Here is a 25,193-nt window from a genome sequence, read left to right on the forward strand (position 1 = left end):
CCGGCGCGTCAACCTACTGATACGGCCGAAGCTCGAACCAATGAATTTGGTCAGTCGGCGCCGGGCACCCAGTTGGTGCCGGCCAGCGGCACATTGGCCATGGCCGCGGCCTCGACCGTGAGTGCGGCCAGGTCTTCGGGTTCGAGGTTCAGCACGTGCGACTTGCCGTTGGCGCGGGCCAGGATCTGGGTCTCGATGGTGAGCACCTGCAGGTAGTTGGCCAAACGTCGCCCCGCCAGTACCGGATCGAGCCGGGCCGACAACTCCGGGTCCTGCGTGGTGATGCCAGCAGGATCGGTGCCGGCTTGGAAGTCCTCCCAATAGCCGGCCGAGGTGCCCAGCTCGCGGTACTCGGCCTCGTAAGCGGGGTCGTTGTCGCCGATGGCGATCAGCGCGGCGGTGCCGATCGACGCGGCGTCGGCACCGAGCGCCAGCGCCTTGGCCACATCGGCGCCCGATCGGAAACCGCCAGCGGCAATCAGCTTCACCTCACGGCGGTGGACTCCGAGCTCGCGCAGCGCCCGCACCGCCTCGGGGATCGCCGCAATCGTCGGGATGCCGACGTGTTCGATGAACACGTCCTGGGTGGCGGCCGTGCCGCCCTGCATGCCGTCCACCACCACGGCATCGGCGCCGGCCTTCACCGCCAGCGCAGTGTCGTAGTAGGGCCGCGCCGCGCCCACTTTCACGCAGATCGGCACCTGCCAGTCGGTGATCTCGCGCAGTTCGCCGATCTTGATCTCGAGGTCGTCGGGCCCGGTCCAGTCCGGGTGGCGGCAGGCCGAGCGCTGGTCGATCCCGGTGGGCAGCGTGCGCATCTCGGCCACCCGCTCGGTGATCTTCTGGCCCAGCAGCATCCCGCCGCCGCCGGGCTTGGCGCCCTGGCCTACGACCACCTCGATGGCGTCGGCCATGCGCAGGTGGTCGGGGTTCATGCCGTAGCGCGACGGCAGGTACTGGTACACGAGCACCGACGAGTGCTCGCGTTCCTCCATCGTCATGCCGCCGTCGCCGGTGGTGGTCGAGGTTCCTGCGGCCGACGCCCCCCGGCCGAGCGCTTCCTTGGCCTGTGCCGACAGCGAGCCGAAGCTCATGCCGGCGATAGTGACCGGGATCTGCAGGCGCACCGGTCGCTGAGCGCGATCCTCGCCGATCACAACGTCGGTGCCGCACGCTTCGCGGTACCCCTCCAGCGGGTAGCGCGACATGGACGCGCCGAGGAACACCAGGTCGTCCAGCGTGGGCATCCGGCGCTTGGCCCCCCAGCCGCGGATGCGGTAGATGCCAGTGTTGGCGGCCCGGCGGATCTCGGCGATCACGTTGCGGTCGAACGTGTACGACTCGCGCAGGTGCCAGTAGTCGGGGTCTGCCGCATCCAGAGCTGCGGCGATGGGGGCCGGCCCGCCCGGTTCCTGAGGTTCGTCGGTCATCAGCCGCCGCCCTACTGCTCGTCGTCCAGGAACTCGGCCAGTTCGGCGCGCCGCTCGCGCTGGGCTTCCGCTACGGCCTCGGCGCCGTACACGCCTCCAGACGACGCGTTCCACCGCTCGGCTCGCGCCTCGGCCGCCAGCGCGTCCACGTCGTCGATCGTGAAGTTGTAGAAGCGGCGGGCCGAGCCGTACCGGCGGAAGTCCTCGGCGAATACGCCGCGGGCTATCGGGCCGGCTGCGCCGAGCAGCCTGCTCACGGTGTCGAGGTGTTCGCGGCGCATCTCCTTCTCGACGCAGTCGGCACCCAGCGATTCGACATCGCCCCGCACGAAGATCTGTGCCTCGTAGATCGAGTCGCCCAAGTCGGCCGCGGCGTCGCCGCACACCACCAGGTTCCCCGCCTGGGCCATGAACGCGCTCATGTGGCCCACGTTGCCGCCCACCACGATGTCGACGCCCTTCATGGAGATGCCGCAGCGGGCACCCGAGTTGCCGCCCACCACCAGCAGGCCGCCGCAGCCGGTGGCGCCGGCTGACATGGTGGCGTTGCCGGTGATGTACACCTCGCCCGACATGATGTTCTCGGCGAGGCCGGTGCTGGCATTGCCTTCCACCCGCACCCTGCCCTGCTGATGCATGCCGGCGCAGTAGTAGCCCACCGAGCCGCGTACCACCACGTCGATGTCGGCAGTGATCCCGCAGGCCACCGCGTGGGCGCCACGCGGGTTGACCACCTCGAACGACTCGCCTCCAGCGGCATCGTGAAGCGCCTGATTGAGTTCGCGCCCGCTCACTTCGGCGAGGTCGAAGATGCGGCCCGACATGCTCATGCTGGCTCGCTCACTTCGCGCGGCCCCTCACGCGGCCAGGCTCCAGGTGTAGATGCGGGCCGGCTCGGGTTCCCAGACCTCGGCGTCGAGTGCACCGGGCAGGCGGGCGATGGCGCGGTACTCAGACGACATGGCGACCCAGTCGTCGGTCTCGGCCACCACCGCTGGCTTGCAGGCGATGGGGTCGCGCAGGATGGCGAACCCGTCGGCGACGCCGATGGCGAAGGTGTAGAAGCCGTCGAGGTCGCCGAGCGCGCCTTCCAAGGCTTCCGAGATGGAGTCGCCCGAGCGCATCCGCCAGGCCAGGTAGCCGGCGGCGACCTCGGAGTCGTTCTCGGTCTGGAACGACTCGCCCTGGTCTTCGAGCTGGCGGCGCAGCCGGTTGTGGTTCGACAGCGAGCCGTTGTGCACCAGGCACGTGTCCGAGCCGGTGGAGAACGGGTGAGAGCCGTTGGTGGTGACCGCGGATTCGGTGGCCATGCGGGTGTGCGCCAACGCATGGGTGCCGGTGCGCGATGCCAGGTCGTAGCGCTCGGCGACGAGGTCCGGGTAGCCCACGGCCTTGAACATCTCGATCTTGTTGCCCTGGGCCAGCACGGTCGCGCCCGCCACGTTGTCGATGATCCACTGGCGGGCGATCCGGCCGTCCCCGTCGGTGGAGAACACCGCATGGTCGTGCACCGCCGCGACGGTCACCTCTGCGCCCAAGGTCCCCTCGAGGGCTGCGGCCACCGGCCCCCAATCCACCTCGCGCCCCTCGGCCAGCACGGTGATGCGTGTGTGGCCTGGGACGCCGGCGTCATACACGGCAAACCCGGCACTGTCGGGGCCGCGGTCGCCCATCTCGGCGAGCATGACCTCGGTCAGCCGTCCCAGTTCGTGCCGGTGCGTCTCGGTCTTGCAGAACAGGCCCACAATCCCGCACATGGCGCACCCCCAGCCCCGCAGTCCCTGCGTCTGTCCGTCGGGCCTCCCGCACCGTAGCGCTTCGCCTTCTGCGGCCGTTCGCCTGAGCACGCCATCCGGGCTGTTTGGTTTCGTTGACTACTGTGCGCGCGGGGGCATGGCCGACGATCTGACGGCCTCGATCTGAATACGCCGGGGGGCGAATCATGAGCAGCGCGATCGACGCACTCGAAGAAATCCGAGCCAAGACCGAGGCCGACGGCGTGGAGTTCATCTACGCCATGTTCGTGGAGATGCACGGAAAGCCGTGCGCCAAGCTGGTGCCGGTCAGCGCGCTGGAGGGCTTGTTGAGCGACGGCGCCGGCTTTGCCGGATTTGCCGCCGGCCCGATGGGCCAGGACCCCTCCAGTCCCGACATCCTGGCCCTGCCCGACCCCGCCTCGTACACCCAGCTTCCGTGGCAGCCGAACGTGGCCGCCATGCAGTGCGATCCCACCGTCGAGGGCGAGCTGTGGCCGTATGCGCCGCGGGTGGTCCTGCGCCGGGCGCTGGAAGCAGCGGCCGAGCGCAACCTGGTGCTCAAGTGCGGCGTGGAGGCCGAGTACTCGCTGGTGGTGCGTAACGAGGACGGCTCGCTGGCCGTGGCCGACGAGCGCGACAACTTGACGCTACCCTGCTACGACGCCCGGGGCCTCACCCGGATGCTCCCGCACCTTGAGGCGGTGTCGAAGAACCTCGACGCCATGGGGTGGGGCAACTACGCCAACGACCACGAGGACGCCAACGGCCAGTACGAGCAGAACTGGCTGTACTCAGACGCTCTGACCACCGCTGATCGGCTGATCCTGTTCCGCCTGATGGTGCACACGCTGGCGCAGCGCGACGGCCGCTACGCCACCTTCATGCCCAAGCCGTTTGCCGACAAGACCGGCAATGGGCTGCACACCCACCTGAGCCTGTGGACCGCTGACACCGACGATCCGTTGTTCATCGGCGGCACGGCCGGCGGGCCAGACACCAAGGGCCTGGGCCTGAGCGAACTCGCCTACCAGTTCGTGGGCGGGCTGCTGCGCCACGCCCGCTCGCTGGTGGCGGTGGTGTGCCCGATCGTCAACTCCTACAAGCGCATGGGTGTCGGCGCGCCCACCTCGGGTGCCACCTGGGCGCCGGCCTATGCGGCATACGGCGGCAACAACCGCACCCAGATGATCCGCGTCCCTGAGCCCGACCGGATCGAGATCCGCCTGGGCGACGGGGCCGCCAACCCGTACCTGATGTTCGCCGCGTACCTGGCCTGCGGGCTCGACGGCATCGACAACGGCATCGATCCGGGCGAGCCCAACATGGACAACCTGCACGCCATGTCTGCCGAAGACGTGGCGGCGAAGGGGATCGCCGTGCTGCCGCCCACGCTGCTGCACGCCGCCGAGGAAATGGCGACCTCTGATGTACTCGCCGCTGGACTGGGCGACACCGCCGAGGGTCCCTATCGCGACTACTTCGTACAAACCAAGAAGGCAGAGTTTTTGGCGCACCACAGCGTCGTCACCGCCGGCGAGGTCGACCAGTACCTCACCCTGTTCTGAGAGGATGAGCCCATGAGTGCATCGGATGCCGCGGAGAACAGGGCTTCGGAGCGAGCCGCAGTGGTCGCGGACGCGATGGACGACATTGCCAAGATCGATGCGCATGGCCGTGAGCACGGCGGCATCGACCGGGCCGGCATCGCCCGCATCAAGGAACGGCTGCTGGAGCTCGCCACCCACGAGCACCTGTTTCCGGCGGAGGATTTCCCGGCTCCTGACAGCGAGCGCGGCTCGTTCAACTACCGGCTCGCACAGAACGACGACGGCACGCTGGCGCTGTATGTCCAGAGCGTGGGTGTCGGCACGTCCGCGCCGCCGCATGAGCACCTCACCTGGGCGGTCATCGTGGGCATGCGCGGACAGGAGCTGAACCGCTTCTACGACTGCTGCGCCGGCGAGGGCGAGCCGCACGTCGAACGCGAGGAGGTGGTCGAGCGCGGCACCGGCGTCGCGATGCTCGGTCACGACGTGCACTCGATTCACATCGAGGGCGCCTCGGCCAACTTCCACTGCTACGGGCTGGCCATGGAGAACATGACCGGTCGCCGCTACTGGAACGCCGAAGAAGGCGAGTGGCGGATCTTCACCGACACGAGCAGCGTCATCGAGGCCCGCCCAGGCCATCCGGCGACGGCCGCTGCCTGAGCCGTCATGGCCGACGTACGGGCCATTTCGGCGCGCGAGTTGATGGAGCGGCATCGAGGGCTGCTGCGCGGCGACGGCACCGAGCTGGCGCTGATCGATGCTCGCGAGCCCACCGAATTCACCCAACGCCACTTGCTGTACGCAGCGAGCCTGCCGCTCAGCCATGTGGGTCTCGAAGTATCAGCGCGCATCCCACGGCTGGGCACGTCGGTGGTGATCTGTGACGACGGCGGGGGAGAGGCCGCTGCCGTCGCCTTGGAGCTCACGGTGCTCGGCTACAGCGACACGGTCGTGCTCGACGGCGGCATTGACGCGTGGGCGGCCGCGGGCGGCGAGCTGTACTCGGGCATCAACGTGCCCTCCAAGCTGTTCGGCGAACTGGTCGAGGAGCACTTCGACACACCGCACGTGACTGCGACCGAGCTGGCGGGCTGGCTGGCCGACGGCCGGGACTTGGTGGTGGTGGACTCGCGTACTCGCCGGGAGTTCAACCGCATGAGCATCCCGACCGGGCGGTCGTGCCCGGGCGGTGAGCTGGTGCGGCGGGTGGGTGACCTGATCGATGACGGCACCACGGTGGTCGTCAACTGCGCCGGGCGGACCCGCAGCATCATGGGCGCGCAGTCGCTCCGCTCGGCCGGGCTGCCCAACGCCGTCTTCGCACTGAAGGACGGCACGATGGGCTGGGAGCTGGCCGGCCTTGAGCTGGAGCATGGCCGCGACGAGCTGGCCCCCGAACCGAGCGAGGCCAGTCGGGCCCATGCCACGGCGGCCGCGCAGGTGGTGGCTGAGCGCTGCGGGGTTCGGACGGTCGACCGTGCCCACCTCGACGAGTGGCTGGCCGATGCCACGCGTACCACCTACTTCATGGACGTGCGCACGCCGGAAGAGTTCGCCGCTGGGCACTTGCGCGAGGCCACTGGCGCTCCCGGGGGTCAGCTCGTGCAGGCCACCGACGAGTATCTGGTGACCCGCGGAGCCCGGGTCGTGCTGGCCGACGGCGACGGCATCGGCGCCACCATGACGGCCTCGTGGCTCATCCAGATGGGCTGGGATGCCTGCGTGCTGGAATCCTCCTGGCTCGACGATGCCGCGCTCCTCCAGAGCGCCAGCGACGAGACCGCAGCCGCGATCCGTTCACGCCAGCCGCCACTGCCCTACGACCCGACCGACGCTGAGGTGGCACGCGCCGCGATGGAGGCCTACTTGGTCTGGGAGGTCGCTCTGCCCGACCAGTACGCCCGCGACGACCTGGTCGAATTCCGTTTCTGCTAGCGAACCCATCGCGTCTACGCTGGCCGATACGAGCGGGGCGGACCCAGCGCACGGCTCATGTTGTTGGAATGGGTCCGTCCCGCCGTGCGTACAGGGCAGGGGTGGGTGTGGCCTGCTTGGTTGCCCACGCGGCGACGATCAGTCAGGCGGCACTTCGACTAGCCGGTCAATCTTGGATTCGATCCGGTCGATTTTGGTCTCGACGCCGTCGACTCTGGATTCGATGCCGTCGACTTTGGATTCGATCCGGTCGATTTTGGTCTCGACGCCGTCGACTCTGGATTCGATGCCGTCGACTCTGGATTCGATGCCGTCGACTTTGGATTCGATCCGGTCGACTTTGGTCTCGACGCCGTCGATCCGGTGAGTGAGGCGTGCCTCTGCCGCACCCACGGTGCCAGCGATCTCGCCTCGCAGAACGCGCACGGCGTCGGCGACGTAACGTTCGACTTCAGGCTTCAGCCCGTTGACCGAACGTTCAAGGTCTTCAAGAGTTGCATACTCAATAACTGCCATGCCACCACCGTAGATCGAAGCGCCATGCAGGCTGCAGCGGTTTTCTTCACTGCCACGGTAACCGGCACGGGCTGCGCCAGAGTGGCTAGAGGTCGGCGAAGCGCTCGATGGTTTCGGCCCAGGCGCTGGCGTCGTCGGGCGTGGAGATGACCGTCTGCAGTCCGGCCATTGGTGAGACGGGCACGGCGATCCGGCTGACGCCGCGGCGGGCCAGCTCGGGAATTTCGTCGAGGTCGGCAGGCAACTGCACCGTGATCTCCAGCGCATCGGGATCTCGGCCGTGCTCGGCGGCGGTCTGGCGCGCCAGTTCGATCAGATCCCACGGCGCACCGCGCGCCGGGAAATAGCCGTCGCCGAGGCGCCCGGCTCGCCGGGCCGCAACCTTGGAATCGCCGCCCACGATGATCGGCACCGAGCCGTTCACCGGCTGCGGCCGGCAGTACGCCGCGTCGAAGTTGACGAACTCACCGTGGAACGTCGGCCGCTCGGCCGACCACAGCTCGCGCATCGCCGCCACATACTCGTCGGTGCGAGGACCGCGGTCGTCGAAGTGATCGCCGACGCCGATGGCCTCGAACTCCTCGCGCATCCAGCCCACGCCGATGCCCAGCAGCACCCGGCCGCCCGACATGTGGTCGAGCGTGGCGATCTGCTTGGCGCACACCACCGGGCTGTGCTGGGGCACGATCAGGATGCCGGTGCCGAAGTTGATCGTGGACGTGACGCCTGCCATGTAGGCCATCCACATGAGCGGGTCAGGCAGCAGCAGGTCTTCGACGCCGCCGGCCATCTTGCCGTCGGGACTGTAGGGGTACTGCGACTGGTAGCCCGACGGGATGACGGTGTGCTCCACCGTCCATGCCGACTCGAAGCCGGCCGCCTCGCCCGCCTGCACCAACTCGGCGGCGAGCGCAGTGTCGGTGGCGAACTTGCCGGTGTTGCAATACCTGAGCCCAAACTTCATGTCGCTGTCCCTTCCGTGCCGGCCCGTCGGTGGGCGCCGGGCCCGCAGTCTCGCGCGCGGCGCCGCCCAGCGACCGGTGGGGTGCCTTGATCCAATACCGTGCCCTCACGCCACCGGTTTCGGAGCACCCATGCCGTTCTTGTCACACGTCTCAGACATCTTCGACCCGTCCCGCTGGAGCGACATCGACGGGTTCGACTTCACCGACATCACGTACCACCGCAGCAACGAGCACGGCACGGTTCGCATCGCGTTCGACCGGCCCGATGTGCGCAACGCCTTCCGGCCGCACACCGTCGACGAGCTGTACCGGGCGCTCGACCACGCCCGCATGACGCCCGACGTGGGCTGCATCCTGCTGACCGGCAACGGCCCCGCACCTGCCGACGGCGGTTGGGCGTTCTGCTCGGGCGGCGACCAGCGCATCCGGGGCAAGGACGGCTACCGCTACGCCGACGGTGAGACCGCGGCCGACATCGATCCGGCCCGCACCGGGCGGCTGCACATCCTCGAGTGCCAGCGGCTGATCCGCATGATGCCCAAAGTGGTGGTCTGCGTGGCGAACGGCTGGGCGGCAGGCGGCGGGCACAGCCTGCACGTGGTGTGCGACCTGACGATCGCCTCGGCTGAGCACGCCCGCTTCCGCCAGACCGACACCAACGTGGCCAGCTTCGACGGCGGTTTCGGCTCGGCCTACCTGGCCCGCCAGATCGGCCAGAAGAAGGCCCGCGAGATCTTCTTCCTCGGCCGCACCTACACCGCGCAGGAACGGTTCGAGATGGGCGACGTCAACGCCGTGGTGCCCCACGCCGAGCTGGAGTCGGTGGCGCTGGAGTGGGCGGCCGAGATCGTGTCGCGCTCACCCACGGCACAGCGCATGGCCAAGTTCGCGTTCAACCTCATCGACGACGGCCTGGTGGGCCAGCAGGTGTTCGCCGGCGAGGCGACCCGCCTGGCCTACGGCACCGACGAGGCCGCGGAGGGCCGTGACGCATTCCTGGAAAAGCGCGACCCCGAATACGAGCAGTTCCCCTGGCACTTCTAACGCGCCGAGTGCGCCGCGAGCCGGAGCGATTCAGGCGACCCGCAGGCGCTGCATGAGCGTCACGTCGAGCCAGCGCCCGAACTTGCGCCCCACCTCCCGTTCGACACCGACGAGTTCGAAACCGTGCTTGGCGTGCAGCGCCACCGACGCAGCGCCGGCGTCGGCGATGCGGGCGAAGACCGCGTGAAATCCGTGCTCATCGGCGAGCGCCACCAAGTCGCCGAGCAGCAGGCTGCCGACGCCGCGCCCCTGGTGGTCGCGGTGCACGTAGATGGAATCCTCGACGCTGGTCGAGTACGCCGGCCGGGTGCGGTAGGGCGACAGGCAGGCCCAGCCGAGCACCGTGCCGCTGGCCTCGGCTTCAGAGTCGTCTGGCACCGCCACTATGCAGGGGTAGGCGCCTGAATGGTCTCGCATCCACGCCGCTTGCTCGGCGGGAGAGCGGGGCACCATGTCGAATGTGGCAGTGCCGTCGGTGACCTCGCGGTTGTAGATCTCCGCAATCGCATCGGCATCGGCCATCGTGGCCAGCCGGGTCAGCATGGCAGCGAAGCTATCGGGGGTCCACAGATACACTCCGGACCCCACAATGTTCGGCGCACATCGCTGGCGATGGCGCCCGAGCGTCGCCCCGTTAGCTCAGTAGGCAGAGCACAGCCATGGTAAGGCTGGTGTCGCCGGTTCGATTCCGGCACGGGGCTCGCCGCTACCCTGCGGCCCGCAAGGCGGGATAGCTCAGTTGGTCAGAGCGCACGGCTCATAATCGTGAGGTCCTGGGTTCGAGTCCCAGTCCCGCTACCAGACTCCGCTCCAGGCGCCCCTGGACGCGACCCAGATCGCTGCCGGTAGCCTGTTGCGGCGGACATTCGCCAAGAAGGCCCGCACTGAGTGTCACCCGCGTATCGCACGCGATGCGCCGACGCTGAGGGCAGTAGCTCAATTTGGTAGAGCACCGGTCTCCAAAACCGGCGGTTGCGGGTTCGAGTCCCTCCTGCCCTGCGATTCCGCCGGCTTGGACCGCCAGCCCGGCGGACTGACCGTGCCCGAACCCCCGACAACAAGTTCCTGAGAAATCGAGGCCGGAGACACTTCCGATGGCCATGAACCGACGCACACGCCGTCACCTGCAGCGTCAGGGCGAGATGGGGGCTGACGGCGCGCCCGCGGGAAGGCGCGAGCGGCGCCAGGCAGCTCCGGCATCACCGACCACCGAGCGAGCTGGACCGGCGCAGTTCGTGGGCGAGGTCCGTTCCGAGCTGAAGAAGGTGATCTGGCCGACCCGCGCCGAGATCGTCAACTACTCGGTAGTCGTATTCATCACCATCGTGATCCTGACGGCGATGATCGCCGGATTCGATTGGATTCTGGGTGAAGGCGTCCTCCGCCTCTTCGACGTGAACTGACAAGCATCTGAGCTGACGAACATGAGCGATCTGACCGACACTCCCGCAGAGCCCGAAACCGACCCGATGGCGACCGCACGCCGGTTGCTGAGTTCCCAGACGGCCACCACCCTGATGGGTCCGGGCGCCGGGACAGCCGAGGCGACTGACACGGCAGGTGCTGCCGATGAGACCGGCGCCGTCGACGTGCTCACCGAGGACGAACTGCTGGCCGTCGACGAGCCGGAGATCGCGCGGGTCTCGCCCTACGACCGGCCGGGTCGCTGGTTCGTCGTGCACACGCAGTCGGGCTACGAGAAGAAGGTGAAGCAGAACCTCGAAGCCCGGATCGGCACATTCGACATGGAGGACCGGATTCTCGAAGTCGCCATCCCGATGGAGGACGTGATCGAGTTCAAGGGTGGCCGCAAAGTCGTCGCCAAGAAGAAGGTCTTCCCGGGCTACCTGCTGATCCGCTGCCGTCCCAGCGACGAGGCCCACCACATGATCCGCAGCACGCCGGGAGTGACTGGCTATGCGGGTCCGGGCGGCAAGCCGTCGCCCCTGCGTCGCAGGGAGGTGGAGGCATTCCTGGCTGAACCCGATGACGGCCCGGAGATGCCGCGCCGCACCAAGCCGTCGATGATCTTCGAGATCGACGAGGGTGTGCGCATCAAGGAGGGCCCGTTCTCCGACTTCCAAGGTCAGGTCATCGAGATCAACGAGGAGCAGCTGAAGGTGAAGGTGCTGGTGAACATCTTCGGCCGTGAGACCCCCGTCGAGCTCGACTTCGTCCAAGTCGCAAAGATCTGAGCCCCTGCGAGGGCCAAGCAGCACAGACCCGAGCCCCTGCGAGGGCCAAGCAGCACAGACCCGAGGAGCACCTCATGGCAGACAACCCGGCACGACCCGCAGCGGGCCGCAAGCGGGTGAGCGCGGTGGTGAAGATTCAGATCCCTGCCGGGCAGGCGTCGCCCGCGCCCCCGGTGGGCACTGCGCTCGGCCCGCACGGCGTGGCGATCATGGACTTCTGCAAGGAGTACAACGCCAAGACCGAGAGCCAGCGCGGCACGATCGTGCCCGCAGAGATCACGATCTTCGAAGACCGGTCGTTCACGTTCATCACGAAGACGCCGCCGACGTCGGTGCTGCTGCGCCAGGCGGCGGGGCTGGAGAAGGCGGCCAACAATCCCGGCCGCGAGACCGTGGCGCATGTCACCGCGGCCCAGGTGGCCGAGATCGCCGCGACGAAGATGCCCGATCTCAACGCACGCGATCTTGAGAACGCCAAGCTGCAGGTGATCGGCACCGCGCGCTCGATGGGCATCGAAGTCGCCGGCTGACTCGCGGCGCGACAGAGGAGAACCCACAGATGTCAGGGAAGAAGTACGCCGAGGCGACCCGACGGTACGACCGGCAGATGATGCACGAACCCGCCCAGGCCATCGACATGGTGCGGACGCTGGCACCGGCCAAGTTCGACGAATCGGTCGATCTGTCGGTGCGGCTCGGCGTAGACCCACGTAAGGCCGACCAGATGGTGCGTGGCACCGTCGCACTGCCGTCGGGCACCGGCGGTGATGTGCGCGTCGCGGTTTTCGCGCAGGGTGACGCTGCGGGCGAAGCCTCCGAAGCGGGGGCCGATGTCGTGGGCGGCGCCGATCTGGCCGAGCGCGTCGAGGCCGGATTCACCGATTTCGACGTGGCGATCGCGACGCCGGACATGATGGGCGTGGTGGGCCGTCTGGGCAAGGTGCTCGGCCCTCGTGGCCTCATGCCGAACCCCAAATCCGGCACGGTGACGCCCGATGTAGGCAAGGCCGTGGGCGAGTTCAAGGGCGGCAAGGTGGAGTACCGCACCGACCGGTACGGCAACGTGCATCTGGCGATCGGCAAGGTGAGCTTCACCGCTGAGGACCTGAATGCCAATCTGGCAGCGGTCATGGACGAGCTGGCACGGGCGAAGCCGGCTGGTGCCAAGGGTCGTTACGTCCGCAAGATGGTGGTGTCATCGACCATGGGCCCAGGCGTCCGCATCGACCCCACTACGTACAACTAGCCCCCTGTAGTTGAATCGCCGGGCGCGGCCGGTAGCGTTCGGCACTCTACAACTTGCTCGCCGTAGAACTCCGGTGGCTCCGGCCTGAAATCGGCCCCGTCTGAACCATGTTCAGGGGCTCGCCCGCCTCGGGTGAGCCGCACGGGTCGAGCCTGATGAGGCGGACGGTCTTCCTGTGCGCGTGTGCGTCGGGGGGCGGTTCTGTCTGGTCTGCGGACCGGTGCCCGTTCCGGGACCGGGAGCGATCCAACCGCCCGATCACCGCACATAGCGCAGCACAGGAGGTCCCCACAGTGGCGACAGCAACGACGGCTGCGGGGCGCGCGCCGCGGGCCGACAAGGTGGCAGTGGTGGACGAGGTCCGCCAGCGATTCGCCGAGGCCGATGCGGTGCTGTTCACCGAGTACCGGGGCCTGGACGTGGCCGAGATGGCCGACCTGCGCGGCCGCCTCATCGATGCCGACTGCCGTTACAAGATCTACAAGAACACCTTGGTCCGGCGGGCGCTATCGGCTGATGCACCGGCCGGAACGCTCGACCTGCTCTTGGGTCCGACTGCTCTCGCCTTCTGCGGCAAGGATCCGTCGGCGGCCGCTCAGGCCCTGCGCACGTTTGCAGCGGAGCACGACGCGCTGGTCATCAAGGGCGGTGTGCTGGCGGGCACGTTGCTCAGCGACGCCCAGGTGCGCGAGCTCGCCGACCTGCCGTCGCGCGACGAGCTGATGGCGCAGATGCTGGGAGCGTTCGCAGCGCCGCTCACTGCGCTGGCCTCGATGATGAACAACTTGATCGGTGAGGTGTCGGGCTTGCTGCAAGCTCTGGCCGACAAGACGCCAGACAGTCCGGCGCCTGCCGGCGAGACCGCGGCTCAAACGGACCGACTCGATGCCAGCGCGGCCGCGGCAGATTCCACTCCTGAGGCTGAAAACGCCGAAGCAGACGACCCGAACAGCGATACATCAGACGATCCAACAAATACGGAGAACAACCAATGAGCACGTCCACCGAAGAGATCCTCGACGCCATCGGCAATATGACGGTGCTCGAGTTGGTCGAGCTGAAGAAGGCATTCGAAGAGCGCTTCGACGTCACCGCTGCTGCCGCTGCCCCGATGATGGTGGCTGCCGCTGCTGCGGGCGGTGACACCGACGGCGAGGCCGCCGAGGAGGCTGCCGATGAGGTCACCGTCACGCTGACCGCGATCGGCGACAAGAAGGTGCAGGTCATCAAGGAGGTGCGCTCGCTCACCAGCCTGGGTCTCAAGGAGGCCAAGGATCTCGTGGAGGCCGCGCCCAAGGCCGTGCTCGAAGGCGTGCCGAAGGTCGACGCCGACAAGGCCAAGGAAGCCCTCGAGGCAGTCGGCGCCACCGTCGAGCTGTCCTAGCCGCGCGCATTTCTCACTGCACGCCGCGTGTCGCGGTTGTGGCGCCCAGCGTTGCTGGATAGCGTTGCCAAGGCCGTGGCACAGGTGGCCTCCCCATTCGCGCACCCACTAGTCCCCAGCATCGAAGCCCAGCGGTGGGCTCCCTGTTTGCTGCGGACGCCTGCGACTGCGCGCGCTTCCAGCCCCCCGCCGCCTGCCGCGGGCAGTCGCCTGTGACCCATCCCGAACAACTGAACCACTAGGAGAGTCCGTTGTCGTCTCGTGTCGGCCGCGAACGCTATTCGTTCGGCAACCTCGACGAAGTCCTGGAACTCCCGGACCTCGTGTCGATCCAGAAGGATTCCTTCCAACGATTCCTCGATGTCGGGCTCGCTGAGACCTTCTCAGACATCAGCCCCATCAGCGACTTCGGCGGGCATCTCCAGCTCGTCTTCTCGTTCGACCCCTACGACGAGGACCTGCGACCGCCGCCCAAGTTCTCCGTGGAGGAGTGCAAGGAACGCGACATGACCTACTCGGCGCCGATCTTCGTGCGCGCTGAGTTCAAGAACGCCCACACCGGCGAGGTCAAGGCCCAGACCGTGTTCATGGGCGACTTCCCGATGATGACCCCCAAGGGCACGTTCATCATCAACGGCACCGAGCGGGTGGTGGTGAGCCAGCTCGTGCGTTCGCCCGGCGTCATCTTCCAGCCCGGCGAGCGCTACCGGCTGCGCAACATGTCGAAGCACCAGCTGGTGACGGCGACCATTCACCCCTACCGCGGCGAGTGGATCGAGTTCGACGTCGAACACAAGCCGGGCAAGGACCCCACCGCCGGTAGTCGCGTGGCCCGCAAGCGCCGCCTCAGCATCTTCTCGCTGCTGCGTGCGCTGGGCTATGGCGAAGACCGCCATCCCGGCCTGCTCGAACGGTTCGTGGAGCACTTCGACTTCCTGGAGCCCCAGTGGGAAAAGGACCGAGACGTTGCGCCCAACCAGCAGGACTCGCTCCTTGAGCTGTACAAGCGGGTGCGCCCCGGTGAGGTGGCCACCCCGGATGCCGCATCCAACTACTTCCAGAATGCGTTCTTCGACGAGCGCCGGTACTCGCTGTCCAAGGTCGGCCGCTACAAGCTGAACCGCAAGCTCGGGCCCGAGCTCGACCGCGTATCCGAGCTGTTCGGCCTCGACTTCGTCGGCGCCGATCACCCCGACGCGCTCGAGCACCCCGAGCTGATCCGTCCCGATCCCGATTCCACGGTGCTCACCCGCAGCGAGGTCCTCGCCACGGCGAGCTACCTGCTGCACCTGGCCAATGCCGAGCCCGGCTACCGCCTGGACGATCAGGATCACTTCGCCAACCGCCGCATTCGCTCCGTCGGCGAGCTGATCCAGAACCAGGTGCGCATCGGACTCAGCCGCATGGAGCGTGTCGTGCGCGAGCGCATGACCACCCAGGACGTCGAGGCCATCACGCCGCAGACGCTGATCAACATCCGCCCGGTCGTTGCGGCCACCAAGGAGTTCTTCGGCACCAGCCAGCTCAGCCAGTTCATGGATCAGGTGAACCCGCTTTCAGGCCTCACACACCGCCGCCGCCTGTCCGCTCTCGGCCCTGGCGGCCTGTCGCGCGAACGAGCCGGCTTCGAGGTGCGTGACGTCCACTTCAGCCACTACGGCCGCATGTGCCCCATCGAGACGCCGGAGGGTCCGAACATCGGGCTGATCGGGGCGCTGGCCACGTTCGCCCGCGTCAACGAGTTCGGCTTCATCGAGTCGCCCTACCGGGTCATCAAAGACGGCAAGGCCACCAGCGAGGTGCGCTACCTGACAGCCGACGAGGAAGAGGAGTTCGTGGTCGCGCAGGCCAACGCGCCGCTCAACCCCGACGGATCATTCCGCAACCCCCGCGTGCTCGTGCGCAAGAGCCCCCAGGGCGCCAGCCTGGAAGATCTGCGGCTGCAGATGGAGCGCGACACCTACTTCGCCGCGACCACCGAGATCAGCTACGTACCGGCATCGGAAGTCCAGCTCATGGACGTCTCGCCGAAGCAGATCGTGTCGGTGGCCACAGCGCTGATCCCGTTCCTCGAGCACGACGATGCCAACCGGGCGCTCATGGGCGCCAACATGCAGCGGCAGGCGGTGCCGCTGCTGCGGGCCGAGGCCCCCTACATCGGCACCGGCATCGAGGGCCTCGCCATGGCCGATGCCGCCGAGATGGTGCTTGCCGAAGTCGAAGACGACATGGGCGACCGTCAGGGCATCGGTGGCGAAGTCACCGAAGTTGCCGGCGACTGCATCGTCATCGATGGAGATGACGGCAAGCGGCACGAATTCCCGCTGCTCAAGTTCCGGCGCTCCAACCAGGACACCTGCATCAACCAGCGGGCGCTCGTTCGCGTCGGTGATCGCGTGGAGCCTCAGGCCGTGATCGCGGACGGGCCGTCCACCGATCACGGCGAGCTGGCGCTGGGCAAGAACCTCCTGGTGGCCTACATGGCCTGGGAGGGCTACAACTACGAGGACGCCATCATCCTGTCGGAGCGTCTGGTGAAGGACGACGTGCTCACGTCGATCCACATTCACGAGTACGAGATCGACGCCCGCGACACCAAGCTGGGTCCCGAGGAGATCACCCGGGACATCCCCAATCTGGCCGACGACATCCTCGCCGACCTCGACGAGCAGGGCATCGTGCGCATCGGCGCCGAAGTCGAGCCGGGCGCGGTGCTGGTGGGCAAGGTCACTCCCAAGGGCGAGACCGAGCTCACGCCCGAGGAACGGCTGCTGCGTGCCATCTTCGGCGAGAAGGCCCGCGAGGTGCGCGACACCTCGCTCAAGGTGCCCCACGGCGAGAACGGCGTGGTCACCGACATCCGGGTGTTCAGCCGCGACGCCGACGACGAGCTGCCGCCTGGCGTGAACCAGCTCGTGCGCGTGTACGTGGCCCAGAAGCGCAAGATCAGCGTGGGCGACAAGCTCGCCGGGCGTCACGGCAACAAGGGCGTGATCTCGAAGATCCTCCCCACCGAGGACATGCCGTACCTGGCAGACGGCACACCGGTCGACATCATCCTGAGCCCGCTGGGGGTGCCGAGTCGCATGAACGTCGGCCAGGTGCTCGAAGCCCACTTGGGCTACGCAGCGCGCTGGGGCTGGAAGGCCACCGACGGGGGCGGCAAGGACGAGATGATCGGCAAGGAGCCGGTCAGCAACACTGCCCGCAAGACCCGCCCCACCACCGAGCCGTCGGTGTTCATTGCCACGCCGGTGTTCGACGGGGCGCGCTGGGACGAGGAGGAGGCCGCCGGGCGGCATCCCACCATCCAGCAGACGCTCGAGAACCTGCGGCCCGAGTCGGTGACCGGCGAACGCCTGATGACCCGCTCGGGCAAGACGGTGCTCTTCAACGGACGCACCGGCGAGGCCTACGACGAGCCGATCATGGTCGGCTACAGCTACATCCTGAAGCTGGCACACCTGGTCGACGACAAGATCCACGCTCGCTCGACGGGGCCGTACTCGATGATCACCCAGCAGCCGCTGGGCGGCAAGGCGCAGTTCGGCGGCCAGCGCTTCGGCGAGATGGAAGTGTGGGCGCTCGAAGCGTACGGCGCTGCCTACTGCCTGCAGGAGCTGCTCACCATCAAGTCCGACGACGTGCTGGGCCGGGTGCGCGTGTACGAGGCGATCGTCAAGGGCGAGAACATCCCCGAGCCCGGCATCCCTGAGAGCTTCAAGGTGCTCATCAAGGAAATGCAGGCGCTCTGCCTCAACGTCGAGGTCATGTCGACAGCCGGGCAGCAGATCGACATCCAGGGTCTCGACGAAGACGTCTTCCGTGCCGAGGAATCGCTGGGCATCGACATCAGCCGGCCAGAGCGCGGCACCGACGAAGAAGACGAGCTGCGTCGCCAGCAGCGCATGTGATCAGCGCAGCGACACCGCACAGCCGATACAGCGCAACCGAAACATCAAGAACTCGCACCACCGATACAGACACAGGGCCGGACATAACGCATGATCGACGTCAACGACTTCTCTGACATCCGGATCGGCTTGGCGACCGCTGACGCCATCCGCACATGGTCCAACGGCGAGGTCCGCAAGCCGGAGACCATCAACTACCGCACGCTCAAGCCCGAGAAGGACGGCTTGTTCTGCGAGAAGATCTTCGGTCCCACCAAGGACTGGGAGTGCGGCTGCGGCAAGTACAAGCGCGTCCGGTTCAAGGGCATCATCTGCGAGCGCTGCGGCGTGGAAGTGACCCGTTCCAAGGTGCGCCGTGAGCGCATGGGCCACATCGAGCTGGCGGCCCCGGTGGTGCACATCTGGTACCTGCGGGGCACCCGCTCATGGCTGGCGTACTTCTTGACAGGCCTCGACCCCCGCCAGGAGCTCAAGGCCAAGGCGCTGGAACGCGTCATCTACTTCGCTGCGAACCTGGTCACCAAGGTCGACAGCGAGAAGCTGCACGCCGACCTGCCTCAGCTCGAAGCCGAGAAGGCCGAGGAGCTCGGTGTCATCGACGAGGAGCTCGCCGAGCGCCGGGCAGAGCGGCTCGCCGAGCTCGAGAACGAGCTGAAGCAACTCGAGGCCGAGGATGCCAAGGAGCGTGAACTGCGGTCAGCGCAGCGCGAATCCGAGCGCGACCTCGAGGCCATTGACGAGGAGGCCAACGAGGAGAAGGACCTCGTGGAGCGCGCCTTCGCGGCACTGCGCGACCTGCACGAGCGGATGATCGTCGACGACGAGGATCTCTGGCGCGAGCTCGAGGATCGCTACGGCCAGTACTTCGAGGGCGGCATGGGCGCCGAGGCCATCGCGCGGCTCATGGACAACATGGACTTCGACGTCGAAGAAGCCGAGCTTCGGGCCGCCATCGAAGCTGCCGACGGGCGCCGGCCACTGTCGGCCCAGCGCAAGCAGAAGGCGATCAAGCGCCTCAAGATCATGAGCGCGTTCAACCGGCGAGACGAGCACGGGCGCCGCATCAACGACCCACGGGCGATGATTCTCGACGCCGTGCCGTGCATCCCGCCCGACTTGCGCCCGATGGTGCAGCTCGACGGCGGCCGCTTCGCGACGTCTGACCTGAATGATCTCTACCGACGTGTCATCAACCGCAACAACCGGCTGAAGCGCCTGCTCGACCTGCGGGCACCCGAGATCATCGTCAACAACGAGAAGCGCATGCTGCAGGAAGCGGTGGATGCGCTGTTCGACAACGGCCGAAGGGGCCGTCCTGTGACAGGCCCCGGCAACAGGGCGCTGAAGTCGCTGTCGGACATGCTCAAGGGCAAGCAGGGTCGCTTCCGCCAGAACCTGCTCGGCAAGCGCGTCGACTACTCGGGCCGCTCGGTCATCGTCGCGGGGCCCACGCTGCGCCTGCACCAGTGCGGGCTGCCCAAGCTGATGGCGCTCGAGCTGTTCAAGCCGTTCGTCATGAAGCGGCTGGTCGACTCGGAGATCGCGCAGAACATCAAGTCGGCCAAGCGGATGGTCGAACGGCGCCGCGCCGATGTCTGGGACGTGCTCGAGGACGTCATCAAGGAGCACCCGGTGCTGCTGAACCGGGCGCCCACGCTGCACCGGCTGGGCATCCAGGCCTTCGAGCCGCTGCTGGTGGAAGGCAAGGCGATCCAGATCCATCCGCTGGTGTGCGCCGCGTTCAATGCCGACTTCGACGGCGACCAGATGGCCGTGCACCTGCCGCTGTCCTCGGAGGCGCAGGCAGAGGCACGGGTGCTGATGCTGTCGGCCAACAACCTCCTGAGCCCCGCCGACGGCCGGCCGATGACCGTGCCCAACCTGGACATGCTCATCGGCAGCTACTACCTGACCGAGGCGACCGGCCTCGACAGCGATGACGGCGCCGAGGTGCCGGTCTTCCGCCACCTGCACCAGATCGAGCAGGCGCTCGACCTCGGCCACCTCAAGCTGCACCAGCCCATCGAGTGGCGCATTGCGCAGCTCAGCGACGGAAACGGCAGCTACACGCCCACGACGCCAGGCCGTGCGTTGTTCAACGCCACGCTCCCGGACGACTTCGAGTACGTGAACCGGCCCGTGCGCAAGGGCGACATGGGCCGCATCGTGCGCGCCCTGTCCGACAACTACTCCACGAGCGAGATTGCCGTCAGCCTCGACCACATCAAGGACCTCTGCTACGAGTACGCCAGCCGCTCGGGCTTGACGATCTCGGTCGACGATGTGAGCACCCCGCCCGACAAGGCCGAGATCCTCGAGCGCCACGAGGGCGAGGCGGAGCGTGTCGAGACCCAGTTCCGGCGCGGCATCATCACCGATGGCGAGCGCCGTCAGAAGGAAGTGGAGATCTGGACCGATGCCACCGACGAGGTGCGTCGCTCGCTTGAAGGCGAGATGTCTCGCACCACGTTCAACCCGATCGGCATGATGGTCGGCTCCGGCGCACGCGGGAACATGATGCAGGTGCGCCAGATTGCCGCCATCCGCGGGCTGGTCGCCAACCCTCGCGGCGACATCATCCCGCGCCCCATCAAGTCGTCGTACCGGGAGGGCTTGGCCACGCTGGAGTACTTCATCTCCACGCCAGGCGCACGCAAGGGCCTGGTCGACACGGCGCTGCGCACGGCCGACTCGGGCTACCTGACCCGCCGGCTCGTCGATGTCGCCCAGGAGCTCATCATCAACAGCGAGAATCCCTTCGACCGGCCCGGTCCGGTGAACGGGCTGTGGATCGACGACGTCGTCCCGGACGGACCGGACAAGCGCACCCATCTCGACACGAGGCTGTTCAGCCGCTGCCTCGCGGCGGAGGTGACGCTCAGCGACGGCACTGTGCTCGAGGCCGGTCGGCTGGTCGGCGAGGACGAGCTGATCGCGCTGCGCGACGATCCTGACGTCACGCGGGTCCGTGTGCTGTCCCCGCTCACCGACGACTCCGAATTCGGCGTGTCGGCGATGGCCTACGGCGGATCGCTGGCGACCGGCAAGCTCATCGAGGTGGGCGAGGCCGTCGGCGTGATCGCTGCCCAGTCCATCGGCGAGCCGGGCACGCAGCTGACCATGAGGACGTTCCACACGGGCGGTGTCATCGGCGGCGAGAACATCGCCGGCGGTCTGCCCCGGGTGGTCGAGCTGTTCGAAGCTCGCACCCCGCGCGGCAAGGCCGTGCTGGCCCGCCGCTCAGGTGTGGTGCGCATCGGCGAGGACGACGGTCGGGGACGCCAGATCGACGTCATCGGCGATGACGGCTCCGAGGACACCTACACGGTGCCGTCCATGTCGCGGCTCGCAGTAACCGACGGGCAGGACATCCGCGCCGGCGATCCGCTCGTGGACGGTCCGCGCGACCCCAAGGAGCTCATCGAGATCCGCGGCGTGCGCGAGACCCAGCAGTACCTCGTCTCGGAGGTGCAGAAGGTGTACCGCGAGCAGGGCGTGTCGATCCATGACAAGCACATCGAGCTGATCATCCGCCAGATGACCCGCCGGGTGCTTGTCGGCGAGCAGGGCGATTCGCCATTCCTGCCCGGTGAACAGGTCGACCAGCGGAACTACCGTGAAGCCAACCGCGAGCTGGTAGCCCAGAGCCGGCGCCCCGCCGAGGGCCGCCCGATCATCATGGGCATCACGAAGGCGTCGCTCGCGACCGAGTCGTGGCTCTCGGCTGCCTCCTTCCAGGAAACGACCCGCGTGCTGACCGAGGCGGCCATCGAGTCGCGTCGCGACAGCTTGAAGGGCCTGAAGGAGAACATCATCATCGGCAAGCTGATTCCGGCCGGCACCGGTCAGGACGTGTACCGCAATATCGACACGATTGCCCCCGAATACGAGCCGATGGAGTTCTGGTCGTCCGAGGACGCTCAGGACCCGGCTGCATGGCTGGCTTCGATCGGCGGCGATCCCGATGCCGACGAGGCAAGTCTCGACGAGAGCGTCGCCTCGTTCACCGACGCCGGCTGAGCGGTTGTCGTGCTGGGGCGCGCTGCCTAGCCTTCAAGGCCGGTTTCGGCGCGCTGCCGGGTGGGGCATTGCGCAGATCTACCCGACTCCTGCCTGTCGACCTGTCCGCTAGCAATCTGTCCCGCTGACAGCCCCGGCTCGCAGGGGTCTCCCAACTCACTGAGGTTCTGGTGCCCACGATCCAGCAGCTGGTCCGCAAGGGCCGAAAGTCCAAGCCGACGAAGGTGCGTACGCCTGCGTTGAAGGGCTCGCCCCAGCGGCGCGGGGTCTGCACGCGCGTGTACACCCACACGCCGAAGAAGCCGAACTCGGCCCTGCGCAAGGTTGCCCGTGTGCGCCTCACCAGCGGTGTCGAGGTGACCGCCTACATCCCGGGCGAGGGCCACAACCTGCAGGAGCACAGCATCGTGCTGGTGCGCGGCGGCCGGGTGAAGGATCTGCCCGGCGTCCGCTACAAGATCATCCGCGGTGCGCTGGATGCTTCGGGTGTGAATGCCCGCCAGCAGGCACGCTCGCGCTACGGCGCCAAGCGGGAGTCCTGACGTGCCCCGCCGAGGTGCAGCGCCCCGCCGCGACATCGCTCCCGACCCCGTCTACGACTCCGCGCTGGTCACCCAGTTCATCAACAAGGTGCTGCGGCGCGGCAAGCGCTCGCTGGCCGAGAGCATCGTGTACCAAGCGATGGATCTCGTCGGCGAGCGGACAGGCGGCGAGCCGCTCGAGATTCTGAAGCGGGCGGTGGACAACACCCGTCCGCAAGTCGAAGTGAAGAGCCGTCGCGTCGGCGGTGCCACGTATCAGGTGCCCGTCGAGGTGCGCCCTCGCCGCGCCACCGCGCTGGCAATTCGCTGGATCGTGGGCTTCGCCCGCGAGCGCCGCGAGCGCACCATGTCGGAACGACTCGCGAACGAGCTGATGGATGCGTCCAACGGCACCGGCTCGGCTGCCAAGCGGCGTGAAGACACGCACCGCATGGCAGAGGCCAACAAGGCCTTCGCCCACTACCGCTGGTAACAGCCCGCTGGTGAGCAGTTCGCTGGCGATCTGATCGAGATGTCTGGTCAATTGGGACAACGCTGAAATGGCTCGAACGCAACCTCTCGACCGCGTCCGCAACATCGGGATCATGGCCCACATCGACGCGGGCAAGACCACGGTGACGGAGCGGATCCTCTACTACACCGGTGTCAACTACAAGATCGGCGAGGTTCACGACGGCGCCGCCACGATGGACTGGATGGAGCAGGAGCAGGAGCGGGGCATCACCATCACCTCCGCCGCCACCACCTGCCACTGGAACGATCACGTCATCAACATCATTGATACGCCGGGCCACGTCGACTTCACCGTCGAGGTGGAGCGGTCGCTGCGGGTGCTCGACGGCGCCGTGGCAGTGTTCGACGGCGTCGCGGGCGTGGAGCCGCAGACCGAGACCGTCTGGCGGCAAGCCGACCGGTACGGCGTGCCGCGGATGTGCTTCATCAACAAGCTCGACCGCACGGGCGCCTCGTTCTTCGGCTCGCTGGCCAGCATCGAGGACCGGCTCACCCCCAACACGGCTGTCCTGCAGCTGCCGATCGGCCTCGAGGCCGACTTCGAAGGCGTGGTCGACCTGGTCGAGATGAACGCCGTGGTGTGGAAGGGCGACGATCTCGGCGCCACCTACGACATCGTCGACATTCCCGCCGACCTGGCCGACCAGGCGTCCGAGTACCGCAGCAAGCTGCTCGAACGGCTCGCCGATGTCGACGAGGACATCATGCTGGCCTACCTCGAAGGCGAAGACGTCGATGCCGACACGATCCGGCGGGCGGTCCGGCAGGGCACGCTCGACGGCCAGATTGTGCCGGTGCTCACCGGCAGCGCGTTCAAGAACAAGGGCGTGCAGCCGCTGCTCGACGCCGTCACGATGTACCTGCCCGCGCCGGTGGACATCCCGGCAATCGCGGGCAGCTCGACGAATGGCAAGGAGGATCTGGAGCGCAAACCCAGCGACGAAGAGCCGTTCTCGGCGTTGGCGTTCAAGATCATGACCGACCCTCACGTCGGCAAGCTCACCTATTTCCGGGTGTACAGCGGCAAGTTCGAGCGCGGCGGCCAGGTGCTCAACACCACCACGGGCAATCGCGAGCGCATCGGGCGCATCCTGCAGATGCACGCCAACAACCGCGAAGACCGCGACGACATCGGCACCGGCGACATCGTCGCGGGCATCGGTCTGAAGAACACTCGCACGGGCGACACGCTGTGCGATTCGTCCAAGCCGATCGTGCTCGAGCAGCTCGACTTCCCCGACCCGGTCGTGCACGTCGCTGTCGAGCCCAAGTCCAAGGGCGACCAGGACAAGCTGGGCAAGGCGCTCACGGCGCTCAGCGAGGAAGATCCCACCTTCCAGGTCAAGACCGACGACGAGACCGGCCAGACCGTGATCTCCGGCATGGGCGAGCTGCACCTTGAGGTGCTGGTCGACCGGATGCTGCGGGAGTTCAAGGTGGATGCCTCGATCGGCAAGCCGCAGGTGGCTTACCGCGAGACGATCACCTCACCGGTCGACAAGTTCGAGTACCGCCACATCAAGCAGACCGGCGGCTCGGGCCAGTACGCGGTGGTGGTCATCAACCTGCGCCCATCGGATCCCGGCGAGGGCTACGTCTTCGAGGACCACATCCGCGGCGGCGTGATCCCGCGCGAGTACATCTCGTCGGTCGATGCCGGCTTGCAGTCGTCGCTGGAGAACGGCCCGCTCGCGGGCTTCCCGCTGGTGGACGTGGCCGTCGACCTGATCGACGGCAACCATCACGACGTCGACTCCTCGGAGATGGCGTTCAAGATCGCCGGCACGATGGCCATGCGCGACGCAGCCAGGCTGGCACGGCCGGTCTTGCTCGAGCCGGTCATGTCGGTGGAGGTCGTGACGCCCGAGCACTACATGGGCGACGTCATCGGCGACCTCAACTCACGGCGCGGCCGGGTCGGGCAGATGGAGCTGCGCGGCGTGAACCAGGTGATCGACGCCAAGGTGCCGCTGTCGGAGATGTTCGGCTACGCCAACGACCTCCGGTCCCGCACCCAGGGCCGCGCGACCTACAGCATGCAATTCGACAACTACGAGCAGGTGCCGCGCACCATCGCCGAGGAGATCATCAAGCGCATCCGCGGCGAATGACCTAGCTGGCTGCTGGAGGGCCGCAGTCGTCTCCGGGCCGACTTTTGTGGCTGGGGGCCTATTGGAACTGG

General features: G+C 67.4%; 20 protein-coding genes, 3 tRNA genes and 1 pseudogene. 18 read left to right on the forward strand and 6 right to left on the reverse strand.

Features of this window, described 5'->3' with window-relative positions:
* Positions 1-50 precede the first annotated feature (50 nt).
* The 3 genes and pseudogenes from ACOQPE_RS06120 to ACOQPE_RS06130 form a co-directional block, all read right to left on the reverse strand.
* The gene (locus tag ACOQPE_RS06120) at positions 51-1,430 is read right to left on the reverse strand and encodes an FMN-binding glutamate synthase family protein (RefSeq protein WP_420610971.1); all 1,380 of its coding nucleotides are present in this window, start codon (positions 1,428-1,430) and stop codon (positions 51-53) included.
* A gap of 140 nt (positions 1,431-1,570) precedes the next feature.
* A pseudogene (locus tag ACOQPE_RS06125) lies at positions 1,571-2,254 on the reverse strand (protein glxC); the annotation flags it as partial.
* 33 nt (positions 2,255-2,287) lie between these two features.
* Complete coding sequence (locus tag ACOQPE_RS06130) at positions 2,288-3,187, reverse strand: hypothetical protein (protein ID WP_420610972.1); 900 nt, start codon at positions 3,185-3,187, stop codon at positions 2,288-2,290.
* Positions 3,188-3,372: 185 nt separating this feature from the next.
* Here ACOQPE_RS06130 and glnT point away from each other — a divergent pair, with 185 nt between their 5' ends.
* Genes glnT through ACOQPE_RS06145 form a run of 3 tightly spaced genes read left to right on the forward strand, consistent with a single transcriptional unit; the run spans position 3,373 to position 6,672 of the window.
* Positions 3,373-4,752 (forward strand): type III glutamate--ammonia ligase, encoded by a 1,380-nt coding sequence (gene glnT, locus ACOQPE_RS06135; protein ID WP_420610973.1) that lies wholly within the window; start codon positions 3,373-3,375, stop codon positions 4,750-4,752.
* A gap of 12 nt (positions 4,753-4,764) precedes the next feature.
* Entirely contained in the window at positions 4,765-5,397 is a 633-nt protein-coding gene (locus ACOQPE_RS06140) for a cysteine dioxygenase (protein ID WP_420610974.1), read from the forward strand.
* Between the two features lie 6 nt (positions 5,398-5,403).
* Positions 5,404-6,672, forward strand: a complete 1,269-nt coding sequence (locus ACOQPE_RS06145; RefSeq protein WP_420610975.1) for a rhodanese-like domain-containing protein — start codon at positions 5,404-5,406, stop codon at positions 6,670-6,672.
* 138 nt (positions 6,673-6,810) lie between these two features.
* On the opposite strand, the gene ACOQPE_RS06150 is transcribed toward ACOQPE_RS06145, so the two are convergent.
* Both ACOQPE_RS06150 and ACOQPE_RS06155 read right to left on the reverse strand, forming a co-directional pair.
* A complete protein-coding gene (locus ACOQPE_RS06150) occupies positions 6,811-7,188 on the reverse strand; it encodes a hypothetical protein (protein WP_420610976.1) in 378 nt (125 codons plus the stop codon).
* A gap of 85 nt (positions 7,189-7,273) precedes the next feature.
* The gene (locus ACOQPE_RS06155; protein ID WP_420610977.1) at positions 7,274-8,152 is read right to left on the reverse strand and encodes an LLM class F420-dependent oxidoreductase; all 879 of its coding nucleotides are present in this window, start codon (positions 8,150-8,152) and stop codon (positions 7,274-7,276) included.
* 130 nt (positions 8,153-8,282) lie between these two features.
* On the opposite strand from ACOQPE_RS06155, the gene ACOQPE_RS06160 reads away from it, so the two are divergent.
* Positions 8,283-9,197 carry a 1,4-dihydroxy-2-naphthoyl-CoA synthase gene (locus ACOQPE_RS06160; RefSeq protein ID WP_420610978.1) on the forward strand — a complete coding sequence of 305 codons (915 nt, stop codon included), beginning with the start codon at positions 8,283-8,285 and terminating at the stop codon, positions 9,195-9,197.
* 30 nt (positions 9,198-9,227) lie between these two features.
* On the opposite strand, the gene ACOQPE_RS06165 is transcribed toward ACOQPE_RS06160, so the two are convergent.
* Complete coding sequence (locus ACOQPE_RS06165; protein WP_420610979.1) at positions 9,228-9,740, reverse strand: GNAT family N-acetyltransferase; 513 nt, start codon at positions 9,738-9,740, stop codon at positions 9,228-9,230.
* Between the two features lie 85 nt (positions 9,741-9,825).
* Between ACOQPE_RS06165 and ACOQPE_RS06170 the strand changes: the two genes are divergently transcribed.
* From ACOQPE_RS06170 to fusA, 14 genes are all read left to right on the forward strand, one after another.
* Positions 9,826-9,898: transfer RNA gene (locus ACOQPE_RS06170), tRNA-Thr, on the forward strand.
* 23 nt (positions 9,899-9,921) lie between these two features.
* Positions 9,922-9,998 (forward strand) — tRNA-Met (locus ACOQPE_RS06175).
* A gap of 124 nt (positions 9,999-10,122) precedes the next feature.
* A tRNA-Trp gene (locus tag ACOQPE_RS06180) sits at positions 10,123-10,196 on the forward strand.
* Positions 10,197-10,297: 101 nt separating this feature from the next.
* Positions 10,298-10,600, forward strand: a complete 303-nt coding sequence (gene secE / locus ACOQPE_RS06185) for a preprotein translocase subunit SecE (RefSeq protein ID WP_323671081.1) — start codon at positions 10,298-10,300, stop codon at positions 10,598-10,600.
* 21 nt (positions 10,601-10,621) lie between these two features.
* A complete protein-coding gene (gene nusG, locus ACOQPE_RS06190; protein ID WP_420610980.1) occupies positions 10,622-11,392 on the forward strand; it encodes a transcription termination/antitermination protein NusG in 771 nt (256 codons plus the stop codon).
* Positions 11,393-11,466: 74 nt separating this feature from the next.
* Positions 11,467-11,922: a 50S ribosomal protein L11 gene (gene rplK, locus ACOQPE_RS06195; RefSeq protein WP_420610981.1), complete on the forward strand. Its 456-nt coding sequence runs from the start codon at positions 11,467-11,469 to the stop codon at positions 11,920-11,922.
* Positions 11,923-11,951: 29 nt separating this feature from the next.
* Positions 11,952-12,638: a 50S ribosomal protein L1 gene (gene rplA / locus ACOQPE_RS06200; RefSeq protein ID WP_420610982.1), complete on the forward strand. Its 687-nt coding sequence runs from the start codon at positions 11,952-11,954 to the stop codon at positions 12,636-12,638.
* A 293-nt stretch (positions 12,639-12,931) separates the two neighbouring features.
* Positions 12,932-13,633 (forward strand): 50S ribosomal protein L10, encoded by a 702-nt coding sequence (rplJ, locus tag ACOQPE_RS06205; protein ID WP_420610983.1) that lies wholly within the window; start codon positions 12,932-12,934, stop codon positions 13,631-13,633.
* Complete coding sequence (gene rplL, locus ACOQPE_RS06210) at positions 13,630-14,022, forward strand: 50S ribosomal protein L7/L12 (protein WP_420610984.1); 393 nt, start codon at positions 13,630-13,632, stop codon at positions 14,020-14,022. Before rplJ ends, rplL begins: the two co-directional genes overlap by 4 nt.
* Positions 14,023-14,273: 251 nt before the next feature.
* Positions 14,274-17,936, forward strand: coding sequence for a DNA-directed RNA polymerase subunit beta (locus ACOQPE_RS06215; RefSeq protein ID WP_420610985.1), 3,663 nt, complete (start codon positions 14,274-14,276; stop codon positions 17,934-17,936).
* A gap of 90 nt (positions 17,937-18,026) precedes the next feature.
* Positions 18,027-21,956, forward strand: a complete 3,930-nt coding sequence (locus ACOQPE_RS06220) for a DNA-directed RNA polymerase subunit beta' (RefSeq protein ID WP_420610986.1) — start codon at positions 18,027-18,029, stop codon at positions 21,954-21,956.
* A 170-nt stretch (positions 21,957-22,126) separates the two neighbouring features.
* Entirely contained in the window at positions 22,127-22,498 is a 372-nt protein-coding gene (gene rpsL / locus ACOQPE_RS06225; RefSeq protein WP_419837519.1) for a 30S ribosomal protein S12, read from the forward strand.
* Position 22,499: 1 nt separating this feature from the next.
* Entirely contained in the window at positions 22,500-22,970 is a 471-nt protein-coding gene (rpsG, locus tag ACOQPE_RS06230; RefSeq protein ID WP_323671072.1) for a 30S ribosomal protein S7, read from the forward strand.
* A 67-nt stretch (positions 22,971-23,037) separates the two neighbouring features.
* Positions 23,038-25,122, forward strand: a complete 2,085-nt coding sequence (gene fusA, locus ACOQPE_RS06235) for an elongation factor G (protein ID WP_420610987.1) — start codon at positions 23,038-23,040, stop codon at positions 25,120-25,122.
* Positions 25,123-25,193 lie beyond the last annotated feature (71 nt).

Source organism: Candidatus Poriferisodalis sp., assembly GCF_965219595.1.
GTDB lineage: Bacteria > Actinomycetota > Acidimicrobiia > Acidimicrobiales > Poriferisodalaceae > Poriferisodalis.